The sequence below is a fragment of the Myxococcales bacterium genome (assembly GCA_016717005.1).
Lineage (GTDB): Bacteria > Myxococcota_A > Polyangia > Haliangiales > Haliangiaceae > UBA2376.
Genome location: JADJUF010000016.1, coordinates 36,240 through 54,510 on the forward strand (window position 1 = coordinate 36,240; position 18,271 = coordinate 54,510).

Genomic DNA, 18,271 nt, shown 5'->3' on the forward strand with positions numbered 1-18,271 from the left:
GCTTGTCTCGATCAGAGGTGGGCCGTATGGTCCGCGCCCATCCGGCCCCCCCGGGTCCGGCAAGGAGATCGCGATGCTCCCTGAGACCTTGCGCGAGGCCCTGACCTTCGATGACGTCCTCCTGGCTCCGGCCTATAGCGAGGTGCTGCCCCGTGACGTGGACGTGTCGACGCGCCTGACCGCGAAGATCGCGCTGCGCATGCCGCTGGTGAGCTCGGCGATGGACACCGTCACCGAGGCCGCCACCGCGATCCGCATGGCGCGCGAGGGCGGCATCGGCTTCCTCCACAAGAACCTGTCGATCGAGCACCAGGCGCGCGAGGTCACGCGCGTGAAGAAGGCCGAGAGCGGCATCGTCGTCGATCCGGTCACGGTCGGCCCGCACCGCCTGCTCGAGGACGCCCTCGCGATGATGCGCCAGCACCGGATCAGCGGCCTGCCGGTCGTCGACGGCGATCGGCGCCCGGTCGGCATCCTGACCAACCGCGACGTGCGGTTCGAGCGCAACCTGACCCAGCAGGTCGCCGACGTGATGACGCGCAAGCTGATCACCGTGGGCGATAACGTCGGGCTCGAGGGCGCCAAGGAGCTGCTCCACAGAAACCGCATCGAGAAGCTCCTGGTCGTCGACGAGACCGGCCGGCTCAAGGGCCTGATCACGATCAAGGACATCGAGCAGGCCGAGGCCCACCCGTTCGCGGCCAAGGACGAGCTCGGCCGGCTGCGGGTCGGCGCCGCGGTCGGCGTCGGCGGCGATCGCGAGGCGCGGATCGACGCGCTGATCGCGGCCGGCTGCGACGTCATCTGCGTCGACACCGCCCACGGCCACTCGGCCGGCGTGCTCGAGGCGGTCAAGATCACCCGTCGCAACTTCCCGAAGCTGCAGCTCGTGGCCGGCAACGTCGCGACCGGCGCCGCGACCCTGGCGTTGATCGACGCCGGCGTCGACGCGGTCAAGGTCGGCGTCGGGCCCGGCTCGATCTGCACGACCCGCATCGTCGCCGGGGTCGGCGTGCCGCAGCTGACCGCGATCAGCGACGCGGTCGCGGCCGCGACCGCGGCCGGCGGCGTGCCGATCATCGCCGACGGCGGCATCAAGTACTCGGGCGACGTCGCCAAGGCGATCGCCGCCGGCGCCTCGACCGTCATGATCGGCAGCCTGTTCGCCGGCACCGACGAGGCGCCCGGCGAGGTCATCCTGTACCAGGGCCGCAGCTACAAGTCGTACCGCGGCATGGGCTCGATCGGCGCGATGCGCGAGGGCTCGAAGGATCGCTACTTCCAGGACGACGTCGAGGCGTCGGCGCCGCAGAAGCTCGTGCCCGAGGGCATCGAGGGCCGGGTGCCGTACAAGGGCGCGCTGCGCGAGTCGATCTACCAGCTGGTCGGCGGCCTGCGCTCGTCGATGGGCTACGTCGGCTGCGCGTCGATCGACGAGATGCGCACCAAGGCCGAGTTCGTGCGGATCACCTCGCAGGGGCTGCGCGAGTCGCACGTCCACGACGTGATCATCACCAAGGAAGCGCCCAACTACGGGTCGAGCAGCTAAAGGATTCCCGTGGCCCACCAGCTCGTCCTCATCCTCGATTTCGGCTCGCAGTACACGCAGCTCATCGCGCGCCGCATCCGCGAGCACGCGGTCTACTGCGAGGTCCACCCGCACCACCTGGCGCTGGCCAAGATCGTCGAGCTCGCGCCCGCGGCGATCGTGCTCTCGGGCGGGCCGTCGTCGTGCTACGCGCCCGACGCGCCCATGGTCGACGCCGGGATCTACGCGCTGGGCGTGCCGATCCTCGGCATCTGCTACGGCGCCCAGCTGACCGCGCGCCTGCTCGGCGGCGACGTGCGCCCGTCCGACAAGCGCGAGTACGGGCGCGCCAGCGTGCGCGTGACCGCGGGCGGCGACGGCATGTTCCGCAGCATCGCCACCGGCGACGACCTGGCGGTCTGGATGTCCCACGGCGACCACGTCGAGGCCATCCCGCCCGGGTTCGCGCACCTGGCCGAGAGCGCCAACTGCGCGATGGCGGCGTTCGCCGATCCGATCCGCCGCATCCACTGCGTGCAGTTCCACCCCGAGGTGGTCCACACGCCGCGCGGCGCCGAGATCCTGGCCGGGTTCCTGTTCGGCGTCGCCGGCCTGCGCGGCGACTGGTCGATGGCGACCTTCGCCGACGAGGCCATCGCCCGGATCCGGGCCCAGGTCGGGCCCGAGGGCCGGGTCATCTGCGGGCTGTCGGGCGGGGTCGACTCCTCGGTCGCGGCCGCGCTGATCCACAAGGCGATCGGCGATCGCCTGACCTGCATCTTCGTCGACAACGGCCTCTTGCGCCGGGGCGAGCGGGCCCAGGTCGCGGCGATCTTCCGCGATCACTTCCACGTCGACCTCCGGGTCGTCGACGCGGTCGAGCGGTTCCTCGACGCGCTGGCCGGGGTCACCGACCCCGAGCGCAAGCGCAAGATCATCGGCCACGAGTTCATCGCGGTGTTCGACGAGGAGGCCAAGACCGTCGGCGACGCCCGGTTCCTGGCCCAGGGCACGCTCTACCCCGACGTGATCGAGAGCGTGTCGGTCCGGGGCCCGGCCGCGGTGATCAAGAGCCACCACAACGTCGGCGGCCTGCCCGAGCACATGGACCTGGCGCTGGTCGAGCCGCTGCGCGAGCTGTTCAAGGACGAGGTCCGGCTGCTCGGCGCCGAGCTGGGGCTGCCGCGCACGATGATCACCCGGCAGCCGTTCCCGGGCCCGGGCCTGGCGGTGCGCTGCCTCGGCGAGCTCCTGCGCCCGCGCCTCGACACGCTCCGCGCCGCCGACGCGATCGTCGAGGAGGAGATCCGCGCCGCCGGGCTCTACGAGGCGATCTGGCAGGCGTTCGCGGTGCTCCTGCCGGTGCGCTCGGTCGGCGTGATGGGCGACGATCGCACCTACGACGAGGCCATCGCGATCCGCGCGGTGACGTCGCTCGACGGCATGACCGCCGACTGGGTGCCGCTGCCGCACGATCTGCTCGCGCGCATGTCGACCCGGATCATCAACGAGGTCCGCGGCGTCAACCGCGTGGTCTACGACATCACGTCGAAGCCGCCGGGGACGATCGAGTGGGAGTGATCGGGCGCGCGGCGCTGGGGCTGGCGCTCGCGGCGGCGCCGGCCGCGGCCGCGCCGCTGACCGTCGCACTGGCGCCCGGCGTCACGCTCGACTGGCAGCGCGGCGCGGTGATCGCCACCGGGGTCGGCCCGGCCGATCGCAACGCGCCGTCGCCGACGGTGGCGCGGGTCGGCGCCGCGCGCGCGGCCGAGCGCGCGGCCCGGGCGCGCCTGACCGCGGCGATCGCGGCGGTGCCGGCGGTCGGCGGGCGGCTCGATCCGCGCGCGCCGGCGCTGGCGCGCGCGCTCGCGGCGGCGCCGGTGCTGACGATCGTCCGCGGCACTGACGGCTCGGCTCGGGTGACCGTGGTGATCGGCGTCGAGGCGCTGCGCCAGGCCGGCGCCGGGCCGCGCCCGGTCGACGGGGACGACGGCGCCGCGGCCACGGTGGTGATCGACGCGCGCGGGTTCGACCTGCGCCCGACGGTCGGGCTGGCGGTGGCGGCGGACCGGGCCCGGTGGCGCGGGCCCGTGCGCTACACGGCGGCGGTGCCCGACGGCGCGACCGCGCTCGCGGCGACCGCCGTCAGCGCCGACGCGGTCACGGTGGCTGCACCGCTGCCCGCCGCTGGCGCCGCGGTCGTCGTGGTGGTACGACCAGACCCGTGAGGCTCGTCGCCGCCGCGCTCGCTGCGCTCGCTGCCCTGGCGGTGCCCGCGCGCGCCCAGCCGGTCACCTACCAGAGCCACGGCAGCGCCGCGGCCGGCGAGGCTGACGCGCGCACCCGGGCGCTCGACGCCGCGTTCGCGACCGCGGTGACCGAGGCGGTCGCCGACCTCGCCGGCAAGGCCGCCCGGGCCCAGGCCGCCGCGGTCGATCGCGAGATCGTCAAGCGCGCGCGTCGGTTCGTGGCCTCGTTCGCGGTCACCGACGAGCGCACCCGCGCGGATCGGCTCGAGATCGACGTCGACGTCCGGATCGATCACGACAAGGTGCGGACCCGCCTGCTCGAGCTCGGGGTCGAGCTGCGCGGCGCGCCGCCGCCCGAGCCGTCGACGCCCGCGATCCTGACCCGGCCGGCCACGGTCCTGTACCGCGTGGTCGGCGCCGGCGAGGTGGCGGCCAGCTTCGGCGCGGCGGCCCGCAGCGATCTGCCGGGCGCCGCGGCGCTCGAGGCGGCGCTGGCGCGGGCCGGCTACCGCGCGGTGCCGGCCTCGGCCGCGGGCCCGCCGCCCGACGACGGCGGCAAGCTGCCGGTCGACGATCAGAGCGCGCGCGCGCTGGCGGTCGACGTCCACGCCGACGTCGCGCTGGTGGTCGGCGTCGCGGTCGGCGCGCCGGGCGCGATCCGCGGGACGCCGCTCGAGGCCGCGCCGGCGCGCGCGTGGCTGCGGCTGATCGAGGCCGGCACCGGCCGCGTGACCCTCGAGGCGGCGACCGCGACCGCGGTCTGGAGGCCCGCGGCCGGGGGCGATCGCGCCGACCTGACCGAGCGCGCGGTGACCCAGGCGGTCGGGCAGCTCGCGGTGCGCGGCTTCGGCGCCGCGACGCCGCGCCCGACCTCGATCGAGGCCGGGCCGCCGCTGGTCGCGACCGCCGGGGTCACGGTGCGCGTCGTCGGCGCCGGCGCCTGGCAGGCCGCCGCGCTGATCCGGGCCGACCTCGCGGCCGCGCCGGGCGTGACCGCCACCAACGTCGCCGGCGTCGCCGGCGACACCGTGGCGCTGGCCGTCGCCGGCATCGGCGTCGACAAGGCCGCGAGCATCGCGCGCGCCACCCCGGGCTTCTCGGCCCGGACCCGCGTCGACGGCGGCGCGGTCGTCGTGCAGATCAAGGCGCTGGCGACGCCGTGAGGGTCGCGGCGCTGGCCCTGGTGATCGCGGTCGGCGGGTGCGGGCGCGGCCCGGTCGCGCACCCCGGGCGGGTCGATGGCGACGACGCGATCGTCTACGTCGACGCGGTCGTCGACGCGGCGCTGTGGGTCGACGGCATCTACGTCGGCGCGGTCGCCGACGTCGCGCGCGGCATCGCGCTCGAGCCGGGCCCGCATCGCCTCGAGCTGCACCACGACGGCTACTGGAGCCACTACCAGGAGCTGGCGCTCACGCCGGCCCAGCGCCTGCGCTTGCCGATCGAGCTGGCGCCGGTCCTGCCTTGATCGCGATCGCGCCGCGCGCGGCCATCGGCTGACCCGGGCCGCGCGGTTGCAGGTATCCTCGCCGGCGTGACCCCGCCGCCCAGCCCGCCGAACCGCACCGTCAACAACGATCCGCTGGTGCTCAGCCTGGTGCGGTGGCTGCTGATCGTGGTGTTCGTCGTGATCGGCTGGTGGGTCGTCTCGGAGCTCGCGGCGATCCTGGCCCCGATCCTGGCCGCGCTCGGCATCGCCTACCTGCTCGATCCCGTCGTCGAGAAGCTGGTCGCGCGCGGCATGTCTCGGGCGATGGCGGCGACGCTGATCCTGGTGGCGTTCCTGGGCACGGTCGTCGGGATGCTGACGCTGCTGATCCCACAGGCGGTCGAGCAGGTCCGCGTGTTCGCCGCCGACCTGCCGGGCATGGTGTCCAATGTCAGCGCCTGGGTGAAGGCGCGCTTCGACTTCGATCTCCAGTCGCACCTCAACGCCGAGGAGCTGCAGGCCATGCTCAGCGACGCGGCCGGCCCGCTCGAGCACATCGCCGAGGTCGCGCTCGGCGGCGCGTTCGCGGTCCTGGCGGTGCTGGCCGAGTTCCTGCTCGTGCCGGTGTTCGCCTACTACTTCCTGCTCGACTGGCCGCACATCGCCGAGCGGGTCATCAAGATCGTGCCGCCGCGGCGCCGGAGCCGGGTCCGGGACATCCTCGGCGAGATCGACGGCGTCGTGTCGGGCTGGGTCCGGGGCCAGGCCATCGTCACCTCGATCCTGGCGATCCTCTACGCGCTGACGTTCTGGATCATCGGCGTGCCGCTGGCGATCCCGATCGGCCTCCTCGTCGGCGCGCTGACGATCATCCCGTTCGTCGGTACGTTCGTCGGCGCCGGCATCACCGCGCTGGTGCTGCTGCTCGACTGGCAGGGCGGGGGCATGCTCGGCGCGGTCGGCGGCACGTTCCTCGTGCTCCACCTGCTCGAGGCCGCCGTGCTGACGCCCAAGATCGTCGGTCACAAGGTCGGGCTGTCGGAGTCGGCCGCGCTGTTCGCGGTCGTGGCCGGCGGCAAGCTGCTCGGCTTCGTCGGCATCCTGCTGGCGGTGCCGCTGGCCGCGACCGTCGCGGTGCTCTTGCGCCACGCGGTGCGCTACTACGAGAAGTCCGAGTTCTTCGGTGACGAGGCCGACGCGGAGGTGCCGGTGACCCCGGCGATGCAGGTCGTGATGATGGGGGCGTCGGCCGCGGGCGCCGCCGCCGACCCGGCCGACCCGGCCGACCCGGCCGACTCGGCCGAAACCTGATCCCGCGAGATCTTGCGCGGGCGGCCCCACGACCGGGGCGATTGGCTCTAGGCTCCTCTCCAGGACACCGCGTCAGCGGTCGGCCACGACTTTCAAACCACAAGGATCTCCGATGAAGAAGCTCGCTCTCGTGTTCGCCCTCCTCGTGCCGATGGCCGCCGCTTGCGGCGGCGGCGGCGGTGCCGCTGAGTTGCTCAAGAAGATGGAGGAGGCGAAGAACAAGACCTGCGCCTGCAAGGACAAGGCGTGCGTGGACAAGGTCAAGGAAGAGATGATGGGTTGGATGATGAAGAACGCCGACAAGTTCAAGAACGTCAAGCCGACCAAGGCGCAGGACGAGAAGGCGGACAAGCTCGACGACGAGATGGACAAGTGCGCCGAGAAGTTCGACAAGCCGGCCGACCCGCCGCCCGCCGATCCCGCGCCCGCCGACCCCGCGCCGGCTGACCCCGCGCCCGCCGACCCCGCCGCCCCCGCGCCCGCCGGCAACTGATCGTCAGATCCGGTTTTGCGTTCGTCCGTCCGTTAGATTGGAACACGGCGCAAGGTCGTGCATCGCCACTGGCGGCTCATGTACCGTGCGCCGGTACGAGCTGGATGACAGCTCCAGCGCCGTCGGAGTGGCGTCGCTGCGCAACGTATCTCGAAGGAGTGAATGTCCATGAAGAACATCCTGCGTAGTGGCGCTGTCCTGGCGATGGTCCTCGGTCTGTCTGGCTGCGGCGGCAAGGCCGGCGAGGCGATCGGTGAGATGAAGAAGGTCAAGACCGCGATGTGCGCGTGCAAGGACGCCGAGTGCGTCGCCAAGGTCAGCAAGGACATGGAGTCCATGACCAAGAAGCACGCCAACACCAAGGCGACCGAGTCCCAGGTGAAGGAGGCCATGAAGATCATGGGCGAGATCACCGAGTGCGCGCAGAAGGCCGCCGCGGGCGGCGCTGCGGCTCCGGCCGGCGGCTGATCGTCACGGCATCTCGTCACGCGCGAGCGTGACCGCCGCGGGGAGCCTGACCGGCTCCCCGCACGCGTTTTCGGCGCCGCCGCCCGAAGCAGGCGAGGGCGCCACCCGCCGCGTCGGGCCGGCAACGCGCATCGGACCGCGTCGCTGGACCGGCGACGCACCTCCCGCCGCGTCGGCGGGCCGGTATAGTGCCGCCGATGCGCGTCGCTCTACTGTTGTCGCTCGTGTTCACCGCGGTCGCGTGCCAGAAGTCGTCGTCGCCCGCGCCCGCGCCCGGCGCCGGCACTGGCCCGCTCGACGCCGGCGTCGGCGGTCCCGCCGTGATCCTCGCCAAGCTCGAGAGCTACCGCGACACCGCGTGCGCCTGCGTCGAGCCGGCCTGCGTCCAGGGCGTCGAGCGCGAGATGCGCAACTGGCTCCTGCGCGAGGGGCCCGCGCTGAGCCTGACGCCCTCCACGCCCGCCCAGCAGGCCGCCGCCGACAAGACCATGGCCGCCATGGAGACGTGCGTGCAGAAGATCCTCCATCCCACCGGCCAGCCCTGAGAACGGGGCGTAGGGGATCGGGATCGGCCTGCGGGATCGGGATCCGGATCGGCGTCGGGATCGCGATCGCGATCGGGGGCGGGATCCGGGATCGGGAGTCGGATCGGAGTCGGGATCCGGATCCGGATCGGAGTCGGGATCCGGATCGGGATCGGGATCCGGATCGGGATCGGGATCGGATCCGGATCGGGTCAGGATCGGATCCAGGATCGGGATCGGATCCGGATCGGTCAGGATCGGGATCAGGATCCAGGGATCGGGATCGGATCGGATCGGAGTCGGGATCGGGATCCGGGATCGGAGTCAGGATCCGGGATCGGGATCCGGGATCGGAGTCGGGATCCGGGATCGGAGTCGGGATCCGGGATCCGGGATCGGGATCCGGGATCGGAGTCGGGATCGGAGTCTGAATCGGAGTCTGAATCGGAGTACGGGATCTGGATCGGCCGCCAAATCCCGCTCGCACGATCACCGTCCGGGGCCACGCTCCGGGCCGTTTCGGGTGGGGGCCCCGGCGAATGCCGGGGGAGGGGCTTTGCGAAAGCCCCTCTGAAAATTACGAGAAAGCCCTCCTATCAAATCACGTCGCAGAACTCGATGCGGCGCGGGACCTTGTAGGGGGCGAGGTTGCGCGCGCAGTGGTCGATGATCTCTTCGGGCAGGCAGCGCGACTTGGACACGACGCGCGCGATGACCATGGCGCCGACCAGCGGGTCGTCGATCACCAGCGCCTGAGCCTGCTTGACCTTGGGGAACGACTCGAGGCAGCCCTCGACCTCGCCGAGCGCGACGCGCTTGCCCTCGACCTTGACGACGTCGTCCTCGCGCCCGGTCAAGAACAGGCGGCCGGTCTTGTCGAGCTTGCCGCGATCGCCCGAGCGGAACCAGCCCTGCTTGTCGATGGCGCCGATGCCGGGCCGGCTCGGCGTCTTGCCGACCTCGTGGTCGTAGGGGCCCAGCGCGTGCGGCGACAGCGCCTTGGACCGGACCCAGACCAGGCCCTCCTTGCCGACGACCGGCTTGCCGTCGGTGCCGCTGATCCGCACGTCGACCCCGGTCAGGGTCTTGCCGACCGACGCCGGCGTCTTGCCGGTGGCGTCGAGGGCGATGGTCGAGGCCTCGGTCGAGTGGTAGCAGGACAGGAGCTTGATGCCGTACTTGGCGGCGAAGTCCTCGGCGACGAGCGGATCGAGGCGGGAGCCGGCCGCGAGGAAGCGCGGGTTGTCGACCTCGAGCTTCTTGGCGGTCGGTTGCCGGCACAGGTCGGCGTAGATCTGCGGGGTGCCGGGGAGCACGTCGATCTTGTGCTCGCGGATGAGCTTGCCGATGCGGCGCGCCGACAGCTCCTCCTCAAGGTACATCGTCGCGCCCAGCCGCAGCGTCGGCAAGAGGCCCAGGTCCCACCCGTACGCGTGGAACAGCGGCACCGCGACCAGCATGCGGCTGTCGGTGTCGAGCGACAGCGCGGCGATCGCCTGGTCGACCGAGGCCTGGGTGTTCTTCTCGGTGCGCAGCACCGCCTTGGGGTCACCCAGCGAGTCGGAGGTGAACAGGATCGCCAGCGGCTCGACGCTGAGGTCGAGCTGGTTGTGCTTGTAGACGCTGCAGGTGAGCAGCGTGCCCTGGAGGCGGCGGCGGACCTCGGCGCCGGCCTCGGGGTTGGCCGACACGCCGCCGGCGGCGCTGGCGGCGCCGATCGCACCACCGCCCGGCGCCGGCGGCACGGTCGTGCGCGCGCTCCGGGGCCGGGGTGACGACGCCGCGGGCTGCGTGGGCGGCGGCGGCGTGGTCTGCCCGCTGGCGCTGATCGCGCCCTCGGAGCCGCGCGGCCGGGTCACCAGCGCGCGCAGGGGCGCTGCGGTCAACATCAGCTCGAGCTCGCGGGCGCCGGTGGTGGGATCGATCGGGACGATCGCCGCGCCCAGCTTGGACAGCGCCAGCGCCAGGACGACGAAGTCGGGCACGTTGCCGAGCATCAGCCCGACCCACGCGCCGTCCTTGATGCCCATCGCCTTGAACTCTTGCGCTCGGCGATCGACGCGTTCGAGCAGCCCTCGCCACGACAGATAGTTGTCGCGGTAGACCAGAGCCTTCTTCTGGCTCCCTTGCGCTTTGGCGGCCTTGCTGAGCCAGTCGTAGAGGAGGGGCATGGTGGCGGGCGCACAGAGCGCGCCGCGCGGCACTGTAGCAGCGTCCGTCCGGACCCTCAAGGCGCGATTCGACGAAAGCTGGACGGCCTTGATCCCGGACGTGGGTTGGCCATACTCGGCGCCCCATGGAGCCGACCGACGACGATCCCGGCACCGACCTGCGCGCCGACCTCGACGGGCTGCGGCGTCGCCTCGACGATCACGGCACCGTGCTGCGCAAGAGCCAGCAGGGGCTGGCGGAGCTGGCCGAGTCGGTGGCGCGGGTCGTCACGCTCCAGCGCGGGCGGGACCGCTGGGTGAGCGTCAACTCGTTCGTGGCCTACCTGCTGTTCACGGCGATCCTCGGCGGCGCCATGCTGGTGCTGTACCGGTCCCGGGCCGGCGAGCTGGTGCGGGCCCGCGACAGCGCCGTCGCCGAGCGCGATCTGGCCCGGGCCCGGGCCAAGACCCTCGACGATCAGCTCGTGGCCCGGACCACCGGCGCCGACCACGCCTTCGAGTACTACCAGCTCGTGACCGCGGGCAAGCGCACCGAGGCGGTGGCCCGCTACGGCGAGCTCGACCAGGCGCTGCTCACCGCGACCGAGCGCGCGGTCTTCGAGCAGGCCCACAAGCAGGCGCGCGAGGAGATCATCGACGCCGGCTACCTGACCGGCCTCGACGCCGCCCGCGCCGGTGATCACGCCAAGGCGATCTCCGAGCTGCGCCGGGCGCTGGCCTACGAGGACGAGGGCCCGCGCGCCGCGCAGATGCGCTACTTCCTGGGCGTCGCGCTGGTCAAGACCGGCGCCGCCAAGGAGGCCCGGCACGAGCTCGAGCTGGCGCTGGCCGGCCGGGTCGAGCAGGCCGGCGCGACCGACGCCCGCTACTACCTGGCGTCGGCGCTCGAGGCCGCGGGCGATCTCGAGGCGGCCCGCAAGGAGTACGACAAGTTCGCCAGCGCGGCGGCCCAGCACCCGCTGGCGGTCGCGGCCCGCCGCAAGGCCATGGCGCTGGCGCGGGCGGGCAAGCCGACCAACTGACGCGGTGGCCGCGCGGTCGCGGCGCGGTTGGGGGCGTCGATCTCGCCCCGCGATGCGGTGCCCTTCGGGATCCGCACGGCGAGCCGTGCGCTGCGAGGGAGGCCTGGAACGCGGAGGTCCGCGGTCACGCGGTCGCGCCCCGGACCACGACGGTGGCTCGGGCAAGCTGTGGTCAGCCTGCCTGAGGGATCGGGATCGGGGTCGGGATCGGGCATCGGGATCGGGATCGGGATCGGGGTCGGGGTCGGGGTCGAGGTCGGGATCGGGATCGGGGTCGGGATCGGGATCGGGGTCGGGCATCGGGATCGGGGGTCGGGATCGGGGTGGGGGTCGGGGCGGATCGGGGTCGGGATCGGGGATCGGATCGGATCGGGATCGGGGATCGGGATCGGGATCGGGATCGGGATCGGGCATCGGGATCGGGGTCGGGCATCGGGATCGGGATCGGGATCGGGATCGGTTCCGGTTCGGTGACGGGCGTCGGGGACGCCGCTGCGGCGCGAGGCGCTCGGCGCGTGGATTCGGCGCTCCACGGGGAAAACCTGGAGGCACTGAGGGTAGAGTCCTCCCCCCATGCCCGTCGCACCCGCGCGCCGCGACCCGCGCCGCTTCATCTACGTCGGCATCGACGTGGCGTTGACGATCCTCTACCTGGTCCTGCTGGCGGACACGCTCCACAACCGCCACGCCAGCGCGCGCCTGGTGCTCTACATCCTGCCGATGGCGACGACGATGATGGCGGTCGGCACCGCGTTCGGCCGCGCCTGGGGCTGGTGGCTGACGATCGCCGGCGGCGCGACCCTGCTGGTGTGGACGGTCGGCCTGGTGATCGTGCTGCTCACCACCGCGTCGTACCTGTCGGGCGTCTACGGCGCGTTCGGCAAGGCCGCGGCGTCGGGCGCGCTGCTGGCGGTGTTCCTGGTGATCGAGGCGGTCGCGTTCTTGCCGACGCTGCAGCTGAAGTGGGCGCTGACCCGGGCCGGCCGGCGCGCCTACGGGCTGCCGGTGAAGGCGCGGGCGTGACCCGCCGACGGGCGCTGGCGCTGGCGGCGGTGTGGATCCTGCCGTCGGCGATCCTGCTGGGCTGGGTCGCGGTGGTCTACCGGCACTGGCGGATCGACGTGCCGCCGCGGCTGTCGCCCGAGGCGCGGGCCGCGGTCGTGGCGACCCTGCGCGCGGCGCTCGATGATCGTGCGCTGGCGCCCGATCACCCCGAGCTGCGCCGGCGCTTGCCTGACGGCGGCCCGGTGGTCGCGACCCTGTGGCTCGACGGCAACGTCGTCGGCCGGGTCGAGGGCTACGGCGGCACGATCGCCGAGGGCGTCCAGGCCGCCGCCGCGCTCGCGAGCCAGCACCCGTTGATCGAGCAGGTCGGCGCCGCCGCCCGCGCCCGGGCCCGCTGGAAGGTCGACGTGGTGGTGGGCCGCGGGCCGGTCGAGCGCGATCACTCGATCATCCAGCTCGTCGCGCTCCACCCCGGCGTCGACGGCCTCGGCGTCGCGGTGGCGCAGCCCGGCGACGATCCGACCTACCTGCTCCTGCCCGACGAGATGTTCCTCGAGGGCCTGCTGGCCAAGAAGCCGCTCACCAACCTCGTGCCCGAGGTCGGCATGGGCGTCGACTTCAAGCGGGCCGAGACCTTGTTCGCGGCCCGGGCCCAGGTGCCGATGGCGCAGTGGAGCCAGCAGCGCCGCCGCTACTTTCGGTTCCGGACCGACGCGTTCCTCGAGGCGCCGGACGGCGTCACGCCGCCGCTGGCGCTGTACCGCGGCCTGCCGCCTGGCCCGCCGGTCAACCCCGCGACCTTGCGCGCCGCGGCGCTGGCCGGCGCGCGCTACCTGGTCAACCACCTCGGCAGCGACGGTCGCTACATCTACGAGCAGAACCTGACCAACGGCCGCGCCAGCCCTGGCTACAGCCTGCCGCGCCACGCCGGCACCACCTACTTCCTGGCCGAGGTCTACCGTCACACCAAGGCGCCGTGGCTGCTCGAGCCGGTCGAGCGCGCGGCCGGCCTCCTCGGCAGGCTGGTCGAGGACGGCGGCTGCAAGCGCACGCTGCCCGACGGCCGCGCGATCGCCTGCGTGATCGATCGCGGCGAGCGCACCGGCAACCTCGGCTCGACGGCGCTGGGCGTCGTGGCGCTGGCCGAGTACCAGCGCGCCACTGACGACCGGCGGTTCCTGCCGCTGGCGACCACGCTGGCCGAGTGGATCCTGTGGATGCAGCGGTCCGACGGGTCGTTCCGCCACCTCTACGACGTCAAGTCGGGCGTCGCCGACGACAAGACCATGCTCCTGTACTTCTCGGGCGAGGCCGCGCTGGCGCTGGCGCGCATGTACGCGATCACCGGCGACGAGCGCTACGCCCAGGCGTCCGAGCGCGCGCTCGACTGGCTCGTGGCCTGGTACGACTTCTTCGTCGGCGGGTTCCTCTACGGCGAGGAGCACTGGACCTGCATCGCGTCCGAGGCCCTGATCCCGTACAAGCAGAAGGCCCGGTACCGCGACTTCTGCAACGGCCTGGCGCGGTTCTGGGGCCAGAGCCAGGCCCGGCCCGGCGACTACCCCGACCAGCCCGACCTCGTCGGCTCGCACAACCTCACGCCGTTCGTGATGCCGCAGAACACGCCGGCCGGCTCGCACACCGAGGCGCGCATCTCGACCTACCTGCTGGGCAAGGCGGCCGGCCACCCGAGCGCGGCCTTGCGCCACGACATCCTCGAGACCCTCGGCTACCTGCTGGCGCAGCAGCTCGGCCCGCACAACGACTACCCGGTCATCCCGGCCGCGCGCGGGTTCGGCGGCATCTCGACCAACCCGGTCGATCGGACGGTCCGGATCGACTACGTCCAGCACGTGTGCTCGGCGATGATCCGCGGCGCCGAGCTGGCCGAGGAGGCCGGCGCCCGGCCCTGAGATCACCCGCTGACGGTGCGAGCGGCGTGGTACGATCGGCCACGGTGAGCGATCCCGACAAGAAGACCCGGATGGGGACCCCGGCGCCGGCGGGATCCGGCAACAGCGTGGCCGTGCCGAACCCGACGCCCGCGCCGAGCTGGGGCGAGTCGACGCAGGCCGGCGACGTCAAGCCGCTGACCCAGAGCGCCGCGCCGGTGTACGTCGCCCCGGCGGATCCGCTGATCGGGCAGGCGCTCGGCGGCCGCTACTTGATCCAGAAGAAGCTGGGCGAGGGCGGCATGGGCGCGGTCTACCTGGCGCAGCACACCGTGCTCGAGAAGGCGGTCGCGCTCAAGGTCCTGCACGGCGAGTTCGCGCGCAAGCCCGACCTGGTCGAGCGGTTCATGCAGGAGGCGCGCGCGGCCTCGCGCATCCGCCACGAGAACGTGATCGACATCTCCGACTTCGGGTCGACGCCCGACGGCATGGTGTTCTTCGCGATGGAGCTGCTGCAGGGGCACGATCTCCACGAGGAGATCGCGCGCGCGCGCCTGGCCAAGACCCGGCTGCCCTGGGAGCGGAGCCGCAAGATCTTCCTGCAGATCTGCGCGGCGCTGTCGGCGGCCCACGGGCACGGCATCATCCACCGCGACCTCAAGCCCGAGAACATCTACCTGGTCGAGTGGCTCGGTCACAAGGACTTCGTCAAGCTGCTCGACTTCGGCATCGCCAAGCTGACCGAGGTCGGCGAGGGCGATCGCAAGCTGACCCGCACCGGCATGCTGTTCGGGACGCCCGAGTACATGTCGCCCGAGCAGGCCCGCGGCGAGAACGTCGACCACCGCGTCGACATCTACGCGATGGGTTGCATCCTCCACCAGCTCGTCACCGGCAAGGTCCCGTTCGAAGCCGAGAACTTCATGGGCATCCTGAGCCTGCACCTGACCGAGCCGCCGCCGACGATCGATCCGGCGGTGCTGGCCGAGATCGGGGCGCCCCAGGAGATCGCGGCGATCGTCACCAAGGCGCTGGCGAAGAGCCGGGCCGAGCGCTGGGAGACCATCGACGAGATGGCCAACGCGATCCGTGCGCTGCACGGCGAGGACGCGCAGCCGGTCAACGAGCCGACGGTGCCGCGCGTGCAGTCGCAGGCGCCGCGCAGCGCCCCGCCGGTCCGCACCGAGTGGAAGGGGCAGGTGGCGGTGCCGACCGACGACGAGCCGCTGCCGCGGCCGCCGCCGTCGAAGGTGCCGCTGCTGCTCGGCGGCGTCGCGGTGGTCGCGGCGCTCGCGGTCGGCGCCGTGCTGGTGCTCGGCAAGGGCAACGGCGCGTCGGCCGCGCCGCCGGCCGCCGGCACCGCGACCGGCACCGCCGTGACCCCGCCGACCGGGCCCGGCACCGCGGCCGCGGTGGTCGAGGCGGCGCTGCCAGCGCGGGTGACGATCTCGCTCGCGAGCAACCCGGCCGGCGCCGAGATCTACGACATGACCACCAAGGAGGTCGTCGGCCTGACGCCGTTCGACTTCGAGCTGCCGGGCGCGCGCGCGCCGCGGCGGTTCACGCTGCGCAAGGACGGCTTCGGCGGCAAGATGATCGAGCTGGTGCCGAACGAGGACGTGGTCTACACCGTCGAGCTCAAGCCGCTCGACGGCGCCGCGGCGCCGGAGCCCGCGGTCGAGGTGGTGCCGCGCGGCGGCAAGAAGCCGGCGGGCCACGGCTCGGGCTCGGCCGTGGCCGGCAGCGTGACCCCGCCGGTCACGCCGGATGGGCCGGTCACGACGCCGAGCGCGGGCACCGGCAAGCACCGGGGCTCGGGCTCGGCTGGGCGCGGCAGCAACACCACCGCGGGCAGCGGCTCGGCCACGCCGGCCGGCGGCGGCTCCGATGGGCCGGTCGTCAAGCCGCCCGACGACGATCCCGATCTGATCCCGCTCAAGCCGGTCGGCGGCGCGGGCGGGCCGTGACCGACACCGAGGTGTCCGCGCCGCCCGCGCCGGCGCACGCGGCGATCACCCCCAACCGCACCGGTCGGGCCCGGGTCGGCGACGTCGAGCTGGCGTTCGACGTCTTCGACGGCGGCCCGCGGCGCATGGTGCTGATCATGGGCATCGGCGCCCAGCGGATCTTCTGGGACGATCGCCTGTGCGGGCGCCTGGCCGATCGCGGGTTCGCGGTGGTGCGGTTCGATCACCGCGACATCGGCGAGTCGACCCGGCTCGATCACCTGCCGGTGCCGCGCCCGGGCCGCTCGATCGCGCGCGGGCTCCTGGGGCTGCGGGTCGACGCGCCGTACACGCTGTCGGCGATGGCCGACGACGTCGTCGGGCTGGTCGATCACCTCGGCTGGGACCGCGTGCACGTGGTCGGCGCGTCGATGGGCGGCATGATCGCGCAGCACCTCGGGTTCGAGCACGGCGATCGCCTGGCGTCGCTGGTGTCGATCATGTCGACCACCGGGGCCCGGCGCTACGGCGTGCGGGCGCGGCCGCGGGCGCTGGGCGCGCTGCTCGGCAAGCCGCCGCGCACCGCCGAGGAGTCGGCCGAGTACACGGTGCGGCTCTTCCGCACGATCGGCGGGCCGCGGTTCGAGCCCGACGACGAGGCGCTGCGCCGGCTCGGCCGGCAGGCGTTCGAGCGCAAGCCGTCGCCGCGCGGCTTCTGTCGGCACATGGCCGCGGTCGCGGCGTCCGGCGATCGGACCGCGCGGCTCCAGACGATCCGCACGCCGACGCTGGTCTTCCACGGCGCCGCGGATCCGCTGCTGGTCGTGGCCGGCGGCAAGGCCACGGCCCGGGCCATCCCTGGCGCGCGCCTGCACGTCGTCGAGGGCATGGGCCACCACATGCCGCCGGGCGTGTGGGACGAGCTGGTCGGCGCGATCGCCGCCAACGCCGCGCGGGCCTGACGCTCACGCGCGCGTGAGCGGACGACGAGCCCGGCGCCAGCTCGCCCGCGGGGGGCGCGACGCGGTCGTCGTCCGGGCGCGCGACGGTGGTGGCCACGGGCATCCGTCGACGACGCCTGGGCCGCGCCCGCGCACACATGCCCGCGGCCGAGCGCCGGGCCCAGGTGCGCCGATCGGCTGCGACCTTCGGCCTGGTCTGCACGACCAACCAGGTATGCGCCGCTTCGCTCTCATCCTGGCCGTCGCAGGCATCGCCCTGTCCACCTCGGCCGGCTGCCTCGTCCGGACCCGGACGCACCCCGCCCACGCCCAGGGCCACCCCGCCAGCCACCGCCACGAGCACTGCCACGATCGCGGCGGCAAGCACCACAAGCAGGTGTGCCACAGCCATCCCCACGGCCCCGGCCACCACTGACCGGGCGACGGGCGACGGACCGGCCGCGGCGCGGCCGCGGCTCGGCCGCTGACCGGCCGACTCGACGCGGCCGCCGTCGCGACGCGGCCGCCGTGATATCGATCGGGGATGGCCGATGACGACGGACGCTCGGATCCGCCCGCGGCGCGGGCCGACCTCGACGCCGGGCTGCGCTCGGCCTACACCCTCGCGACCCGGCAGCGGGCCGACTTCGTCCGCCTCGAGGCGACGATCGAGGCGCTGATGGCGGCGCTGATCGAGGCCGGGGCGATCACCGACGAGGCGATCGACGATCAGCTCGCGCACGCGACCCGCGTCGCGCGCAGCCGGGTCCGCGAGCACCTCGACGTCCAGCTCCACGATCCGATCGACAAGTACGGCATCCCCGACCCGGGCATCGACTGCGACGCGCTCATGCCCCTGTGCCACGGCCGGTGCTGCAAGATGAGCTTCCCGCTGTCGGCGCAGGATCTCGACGAGGGCGTCGTGCGCTGGCGCTACGATCAGCCGTACGTGATCCGCCAGCGCGCCGACGGCTACTGCGCCCACAACGATCCCGCGACCCACGGCTGCGGCGTCTACCAGCACCGGCCCGCGACCTGCCGGAGCTACGACTGTCGCCGCGACCCGCGGGTGTGGCTCGACTGGGACAACAAGGTGCCGGCGCCGCTGGCGCGGGTCGAGTCGAAGCCGATCGAGATCACGATCAAGCGTCGCAAGCCAGCTTGACGAGAGATCTCCAGCCCGTGTGACAACTCGACGCAGAGCCCACCGTCGGCGGCTGGGAAATTTGCGGAGGGCAAGATCGTGTGGGAGGCTCGGGCCGCCGAACTGGCGGCCGTCCGTGGCTCACACT

General features: G+C 73.2%; 17 protein-coding genes. 16 read left to right on the forward strand and 1 reads right to left on the reverse strand.

What is annotated here, in order from left to right; all coding sequences use genetic code 11:
* Positions 1-73 precede the first annotated feature (73 nt).
* The 9 genes from guaB (at position 74) to IPL61_16085 (ending at position 8,023) form a co-directional block, all read left to right on the forward strand.
* Complete coding sequence (guaB, locus tag IPL61_16045; protein ID MBK9032754.1) at positions 74-1,549, forward strand: IMP dehydrogenase; 1,476 nt, start codon at positions 74-76, stop codon at positions 1,547-1,549.
* Positions 1,550-1,552: 3 nt separating this feature from the next.
* On the forward strand, positions 1,553-3,109 hold the full coding sequence (gene guaA / locus IPL61_16050) for a glutamine-hydrolyzing GMP synthase (protein ID MBK9032755.1): 1,557 nt from the start codon (positions 1,553-1,555) through the stop codon (positions 3,107-3,109).
* A complete protein-coding gene (locus IPL61_16055) occupies positions 3,106-3,756 on the forward strand; it encodes a hypothetical protein (GenBank protein ID MBK9032756.1) in 651 nt (216 codons plus the stop codon). The genes guaA and IPL61_16055 overlap by 4 nt, the downstream gene beginning before the upstream one ends.
* Positions 3,753-4,940: a hypothetical protein gene (locus IPL61_16060; protein ID MBK9032757.1), complete on the forward strand. Its 1,188-nt coding sequence runs from the start codon at positions 3,753-3,755 to the stop codon at positions 4,938-4,940. Before IPL61_16055 ends, IPL61_16060 begins: the two co-directional genes overlap by 4 nt.
* Positions 4,937-5,245: a hypothetical protein gene (locus tag IPL61_16065; protein ID MBK9032758.1), complete on the forward strand. Its 309-nt coding sequence runs from the start codon at positions 4,937-4,939 to the stop codon at positions 5,243-5,245. The genes IPL61_16060 and IPL61_16065 overlap by 4 nt, the downstream gene beginning before the upstream one ends.
* A gap of 66 nt (positions 5,246-5,311) precedes the next feature.
* A complete protein-coding gene (locus tag IPL61_16070; GenBank protein ID MBK9032759.1) occupies positions 5,312-6,517 on the forward strand; it encodes an AI-2E family transporter in 1,206 nt (401 codons plus the stop codon).
* A 112-nt stretch (positions 6,518-6,629) separates the two neighbouring features.
* Complete coding sequence (locus IPL61_16075) at positions 6,630-7,010, forward strand: hypothetical protein (protein MBK9032760.1); 381 nt, start codon at positions 6,630-6,632, stop codon at positions 7,008-7,010.
* A 168-nt stretch (positions 7,011-7,178) separates the two neighbouring features.
* Positions 7,179-7,478, forward strand: a complete 300-nt coding sequence (locus IPL61_16080) for a hypothetical protein (GenBank protein MBK9032761.1) — start codon at positions 7,179-7,181, stop codon at positions 7,476-7,478.
* 197 nt (positions 7,479-7,675) lie between these two features.
* Positions 7,676-8,023, forward strand: coding sequence for a hypothetical protein (locus tag IPL61_16085; protein ID MBK9032762.1), 348 nt, complete (start codon positions 7,676-7,678; stop codon positions 8,021-8,023).
* A 575-nt stretch (positions 8,024-8,598) separates the two neighbouring features.
* Here IPL61_16085 and IPL61_16090 read toward each other — a convergent pair.
* Complete coding sequence (locus tag IPL61_16090; protein MBK9032763.1) at positions 8,599-10,173, reverse strand: acyl--CoA ligase; 1,575 nt, start codon at positions 10,171-10,173, stop codon at positions 8,599-8,601.
* A 125-nt stretch (positions 10,174-10,298) separates the two neighbouring features.
* Here IPL61_16090 and IPL61_16095 point away from each other — a divergent pair, with 125 nt between their 5' ends.
* The 7 genes from IPL61_16095 to IPL61_16125 all read left to right on the forward strand — a co-directional run bounded on the left by IPL61_16095 (position 10,299) and on the right by IPL61_16125 (position 18,144).
* Positions 10,299-11,195, forward strand: coding sequence for a tetratricopeptide repeat protein (locus IPL61_16095; GenBank protein ID MBK9032764.1), 897 nt, complete (start codon positions 10,299-10,301; stop codon positions 11,193-11,195).
* Between the two features lie 573 nt (positions 11,196-11,768).
* Positions 11,769-12,218 (forward strand): hypothetical protein, encoded by a 450-nt coding sequence (locus tag IPL61_16100; protein MBK9032765.1) that lies wholly within the window; start codon positions 11,769-11,771, stop codon positions 12,216-12,218.
* Positions 12,215-14,113, forward strand: coding sequence for a hypothetical protein (locus tag IPL61_16105; protein ID MBK9032766.1), 1,899 nt, complete (start codon positions 12,215-12,217; stop codon positions 14,111-14,113). The genes IPL61_16100 and IPL61_16105 overlap by 4 nt, the downstream gene beginning before the upstream one ends.
* Positions 14,114-14,157: 44 nt before the next feature.
* Positions 14,158-16,059, forward strand: a complete 1,902-nt coding sequence (locus IPL61_16110) for a serine/threonine protein kinase (GenBank protein ID MBK9032767.1) — start codon at positions 14,158-14,160, stop codon at positions 16,057-16,059.
* 125 nt (positions 16,060-16,184) lie between these two features.
* Positions 16,185-17,000, forward strand: a complete 816-nt coding sequence (locus tag IPL61_16115; protein ID MBK9032768.1) for an alpha/beta fold hydrolase — start codon at positions 16,185-16,187, stop codon at positions 16,998-17,000.
* Positions 17,001-17,214: 214 nt separating this feature from the next.
* Positions 17,215-17,415, forward strand: a complete 201-nt coding sequence (locus tag IPL61_16120; protein MBK9032769.1) for a hypothetical protein — start codon at positions 17,215-17,217, stop codon at positions 17,413-17,415.
* Positions 17,416-17,523: 108 nt separating this feature from the next.
* Positions 17,524-18,144 carry a YkgJ family cysteine cluster protein gene (locus tag IPL61_16125; protein ID MBK9032770.1) on the forward strand — a complete coding sequence of 207 codons (621 nt, stop codon included), beginning with the start codon at positions 17,524-17,526 and terminating at the stop codon, positions 18,142-18,144.
* Positions 18,145-18,271 lie beyond the last annotated feature (127 nt).

What these genes read in the sequence shown, in the direction of transcription:
- IPL61_16095 (MBK9032764.1), top strand. Translation starts at nt 10,299, where the DNA reads ATGGAGCCGACCGACGACGATCCCGGCACCGACCTGCGCGCCGACCTC.
- IPL61_16120 (MBK9032769.1), top strand. Translation starts at nt 17,215, where the DNA reads ATGCGCCGCTTCGCTCTCATCCTGGCCGTCGCAGGCATCGCCCTGTCC.
- IPL61_16115 (MBK9032768.1), top strand. Translation starts at nt 16,185, where the DNA reads ATGGTGCTGATCATGGGCATCGGCGCCCAGCGGATCTTCTGGGACGAT.
- IPL61_16090 (MBK9032763.1), bottom strand. Translation starts at nt 10,173, where the DNA reads ATGCCCCTCCTCTACGACTGGCTCAGCAAGGCCGCCAAAGCGCAAGGG.
- IPL61_16085 (MBK9032762.1), top strand. Translation starts at nt 7,676, where the DNA reads ATGCGCGTCGCTCTACTGTTGTCGCTCGTGTTCACCGCGGTCGCGTGC.
- IPL61_16125 (MBK9032770.1), top strand. Translation starts at nt 17,524, where the DNA reads ATGGCCGATGACGACGGACGCTCGGATCCGCCCGCGGCGCGGGCCGAC.
- IPL61_16100 (MBK9032765.1), top strand. Translation starts at nt 11,769, where the DNA reads ATGCCCGTCGCACCCGCGCGCCGCGACCCGCGCCGCTTCATCTACGTC.
- guaB (MBK9032754.1), top strand. Translation starts at nt 74, where the DNA reads ATGCTCCCTGAGACCTTGCGCGAGGCCCTGACCTTCGATGACGTCCTC.
- IPL61_16080 (MBK9032761.1), top strand. Translation starts at nt 7,179, where the DNA reads ATGAAGAACATCCTGCGTAGTGGCGCTGTCCTGGCGATGGTCCTCGGT.
- IPL61_16075 (MBK9032760.1), top strand. Translation starts at nt 6,630, where the DNA reads ATGAAGAAGCTCGCTCTCGTGTTCGCCCTCCTCGTGCCGATGGCCGCC.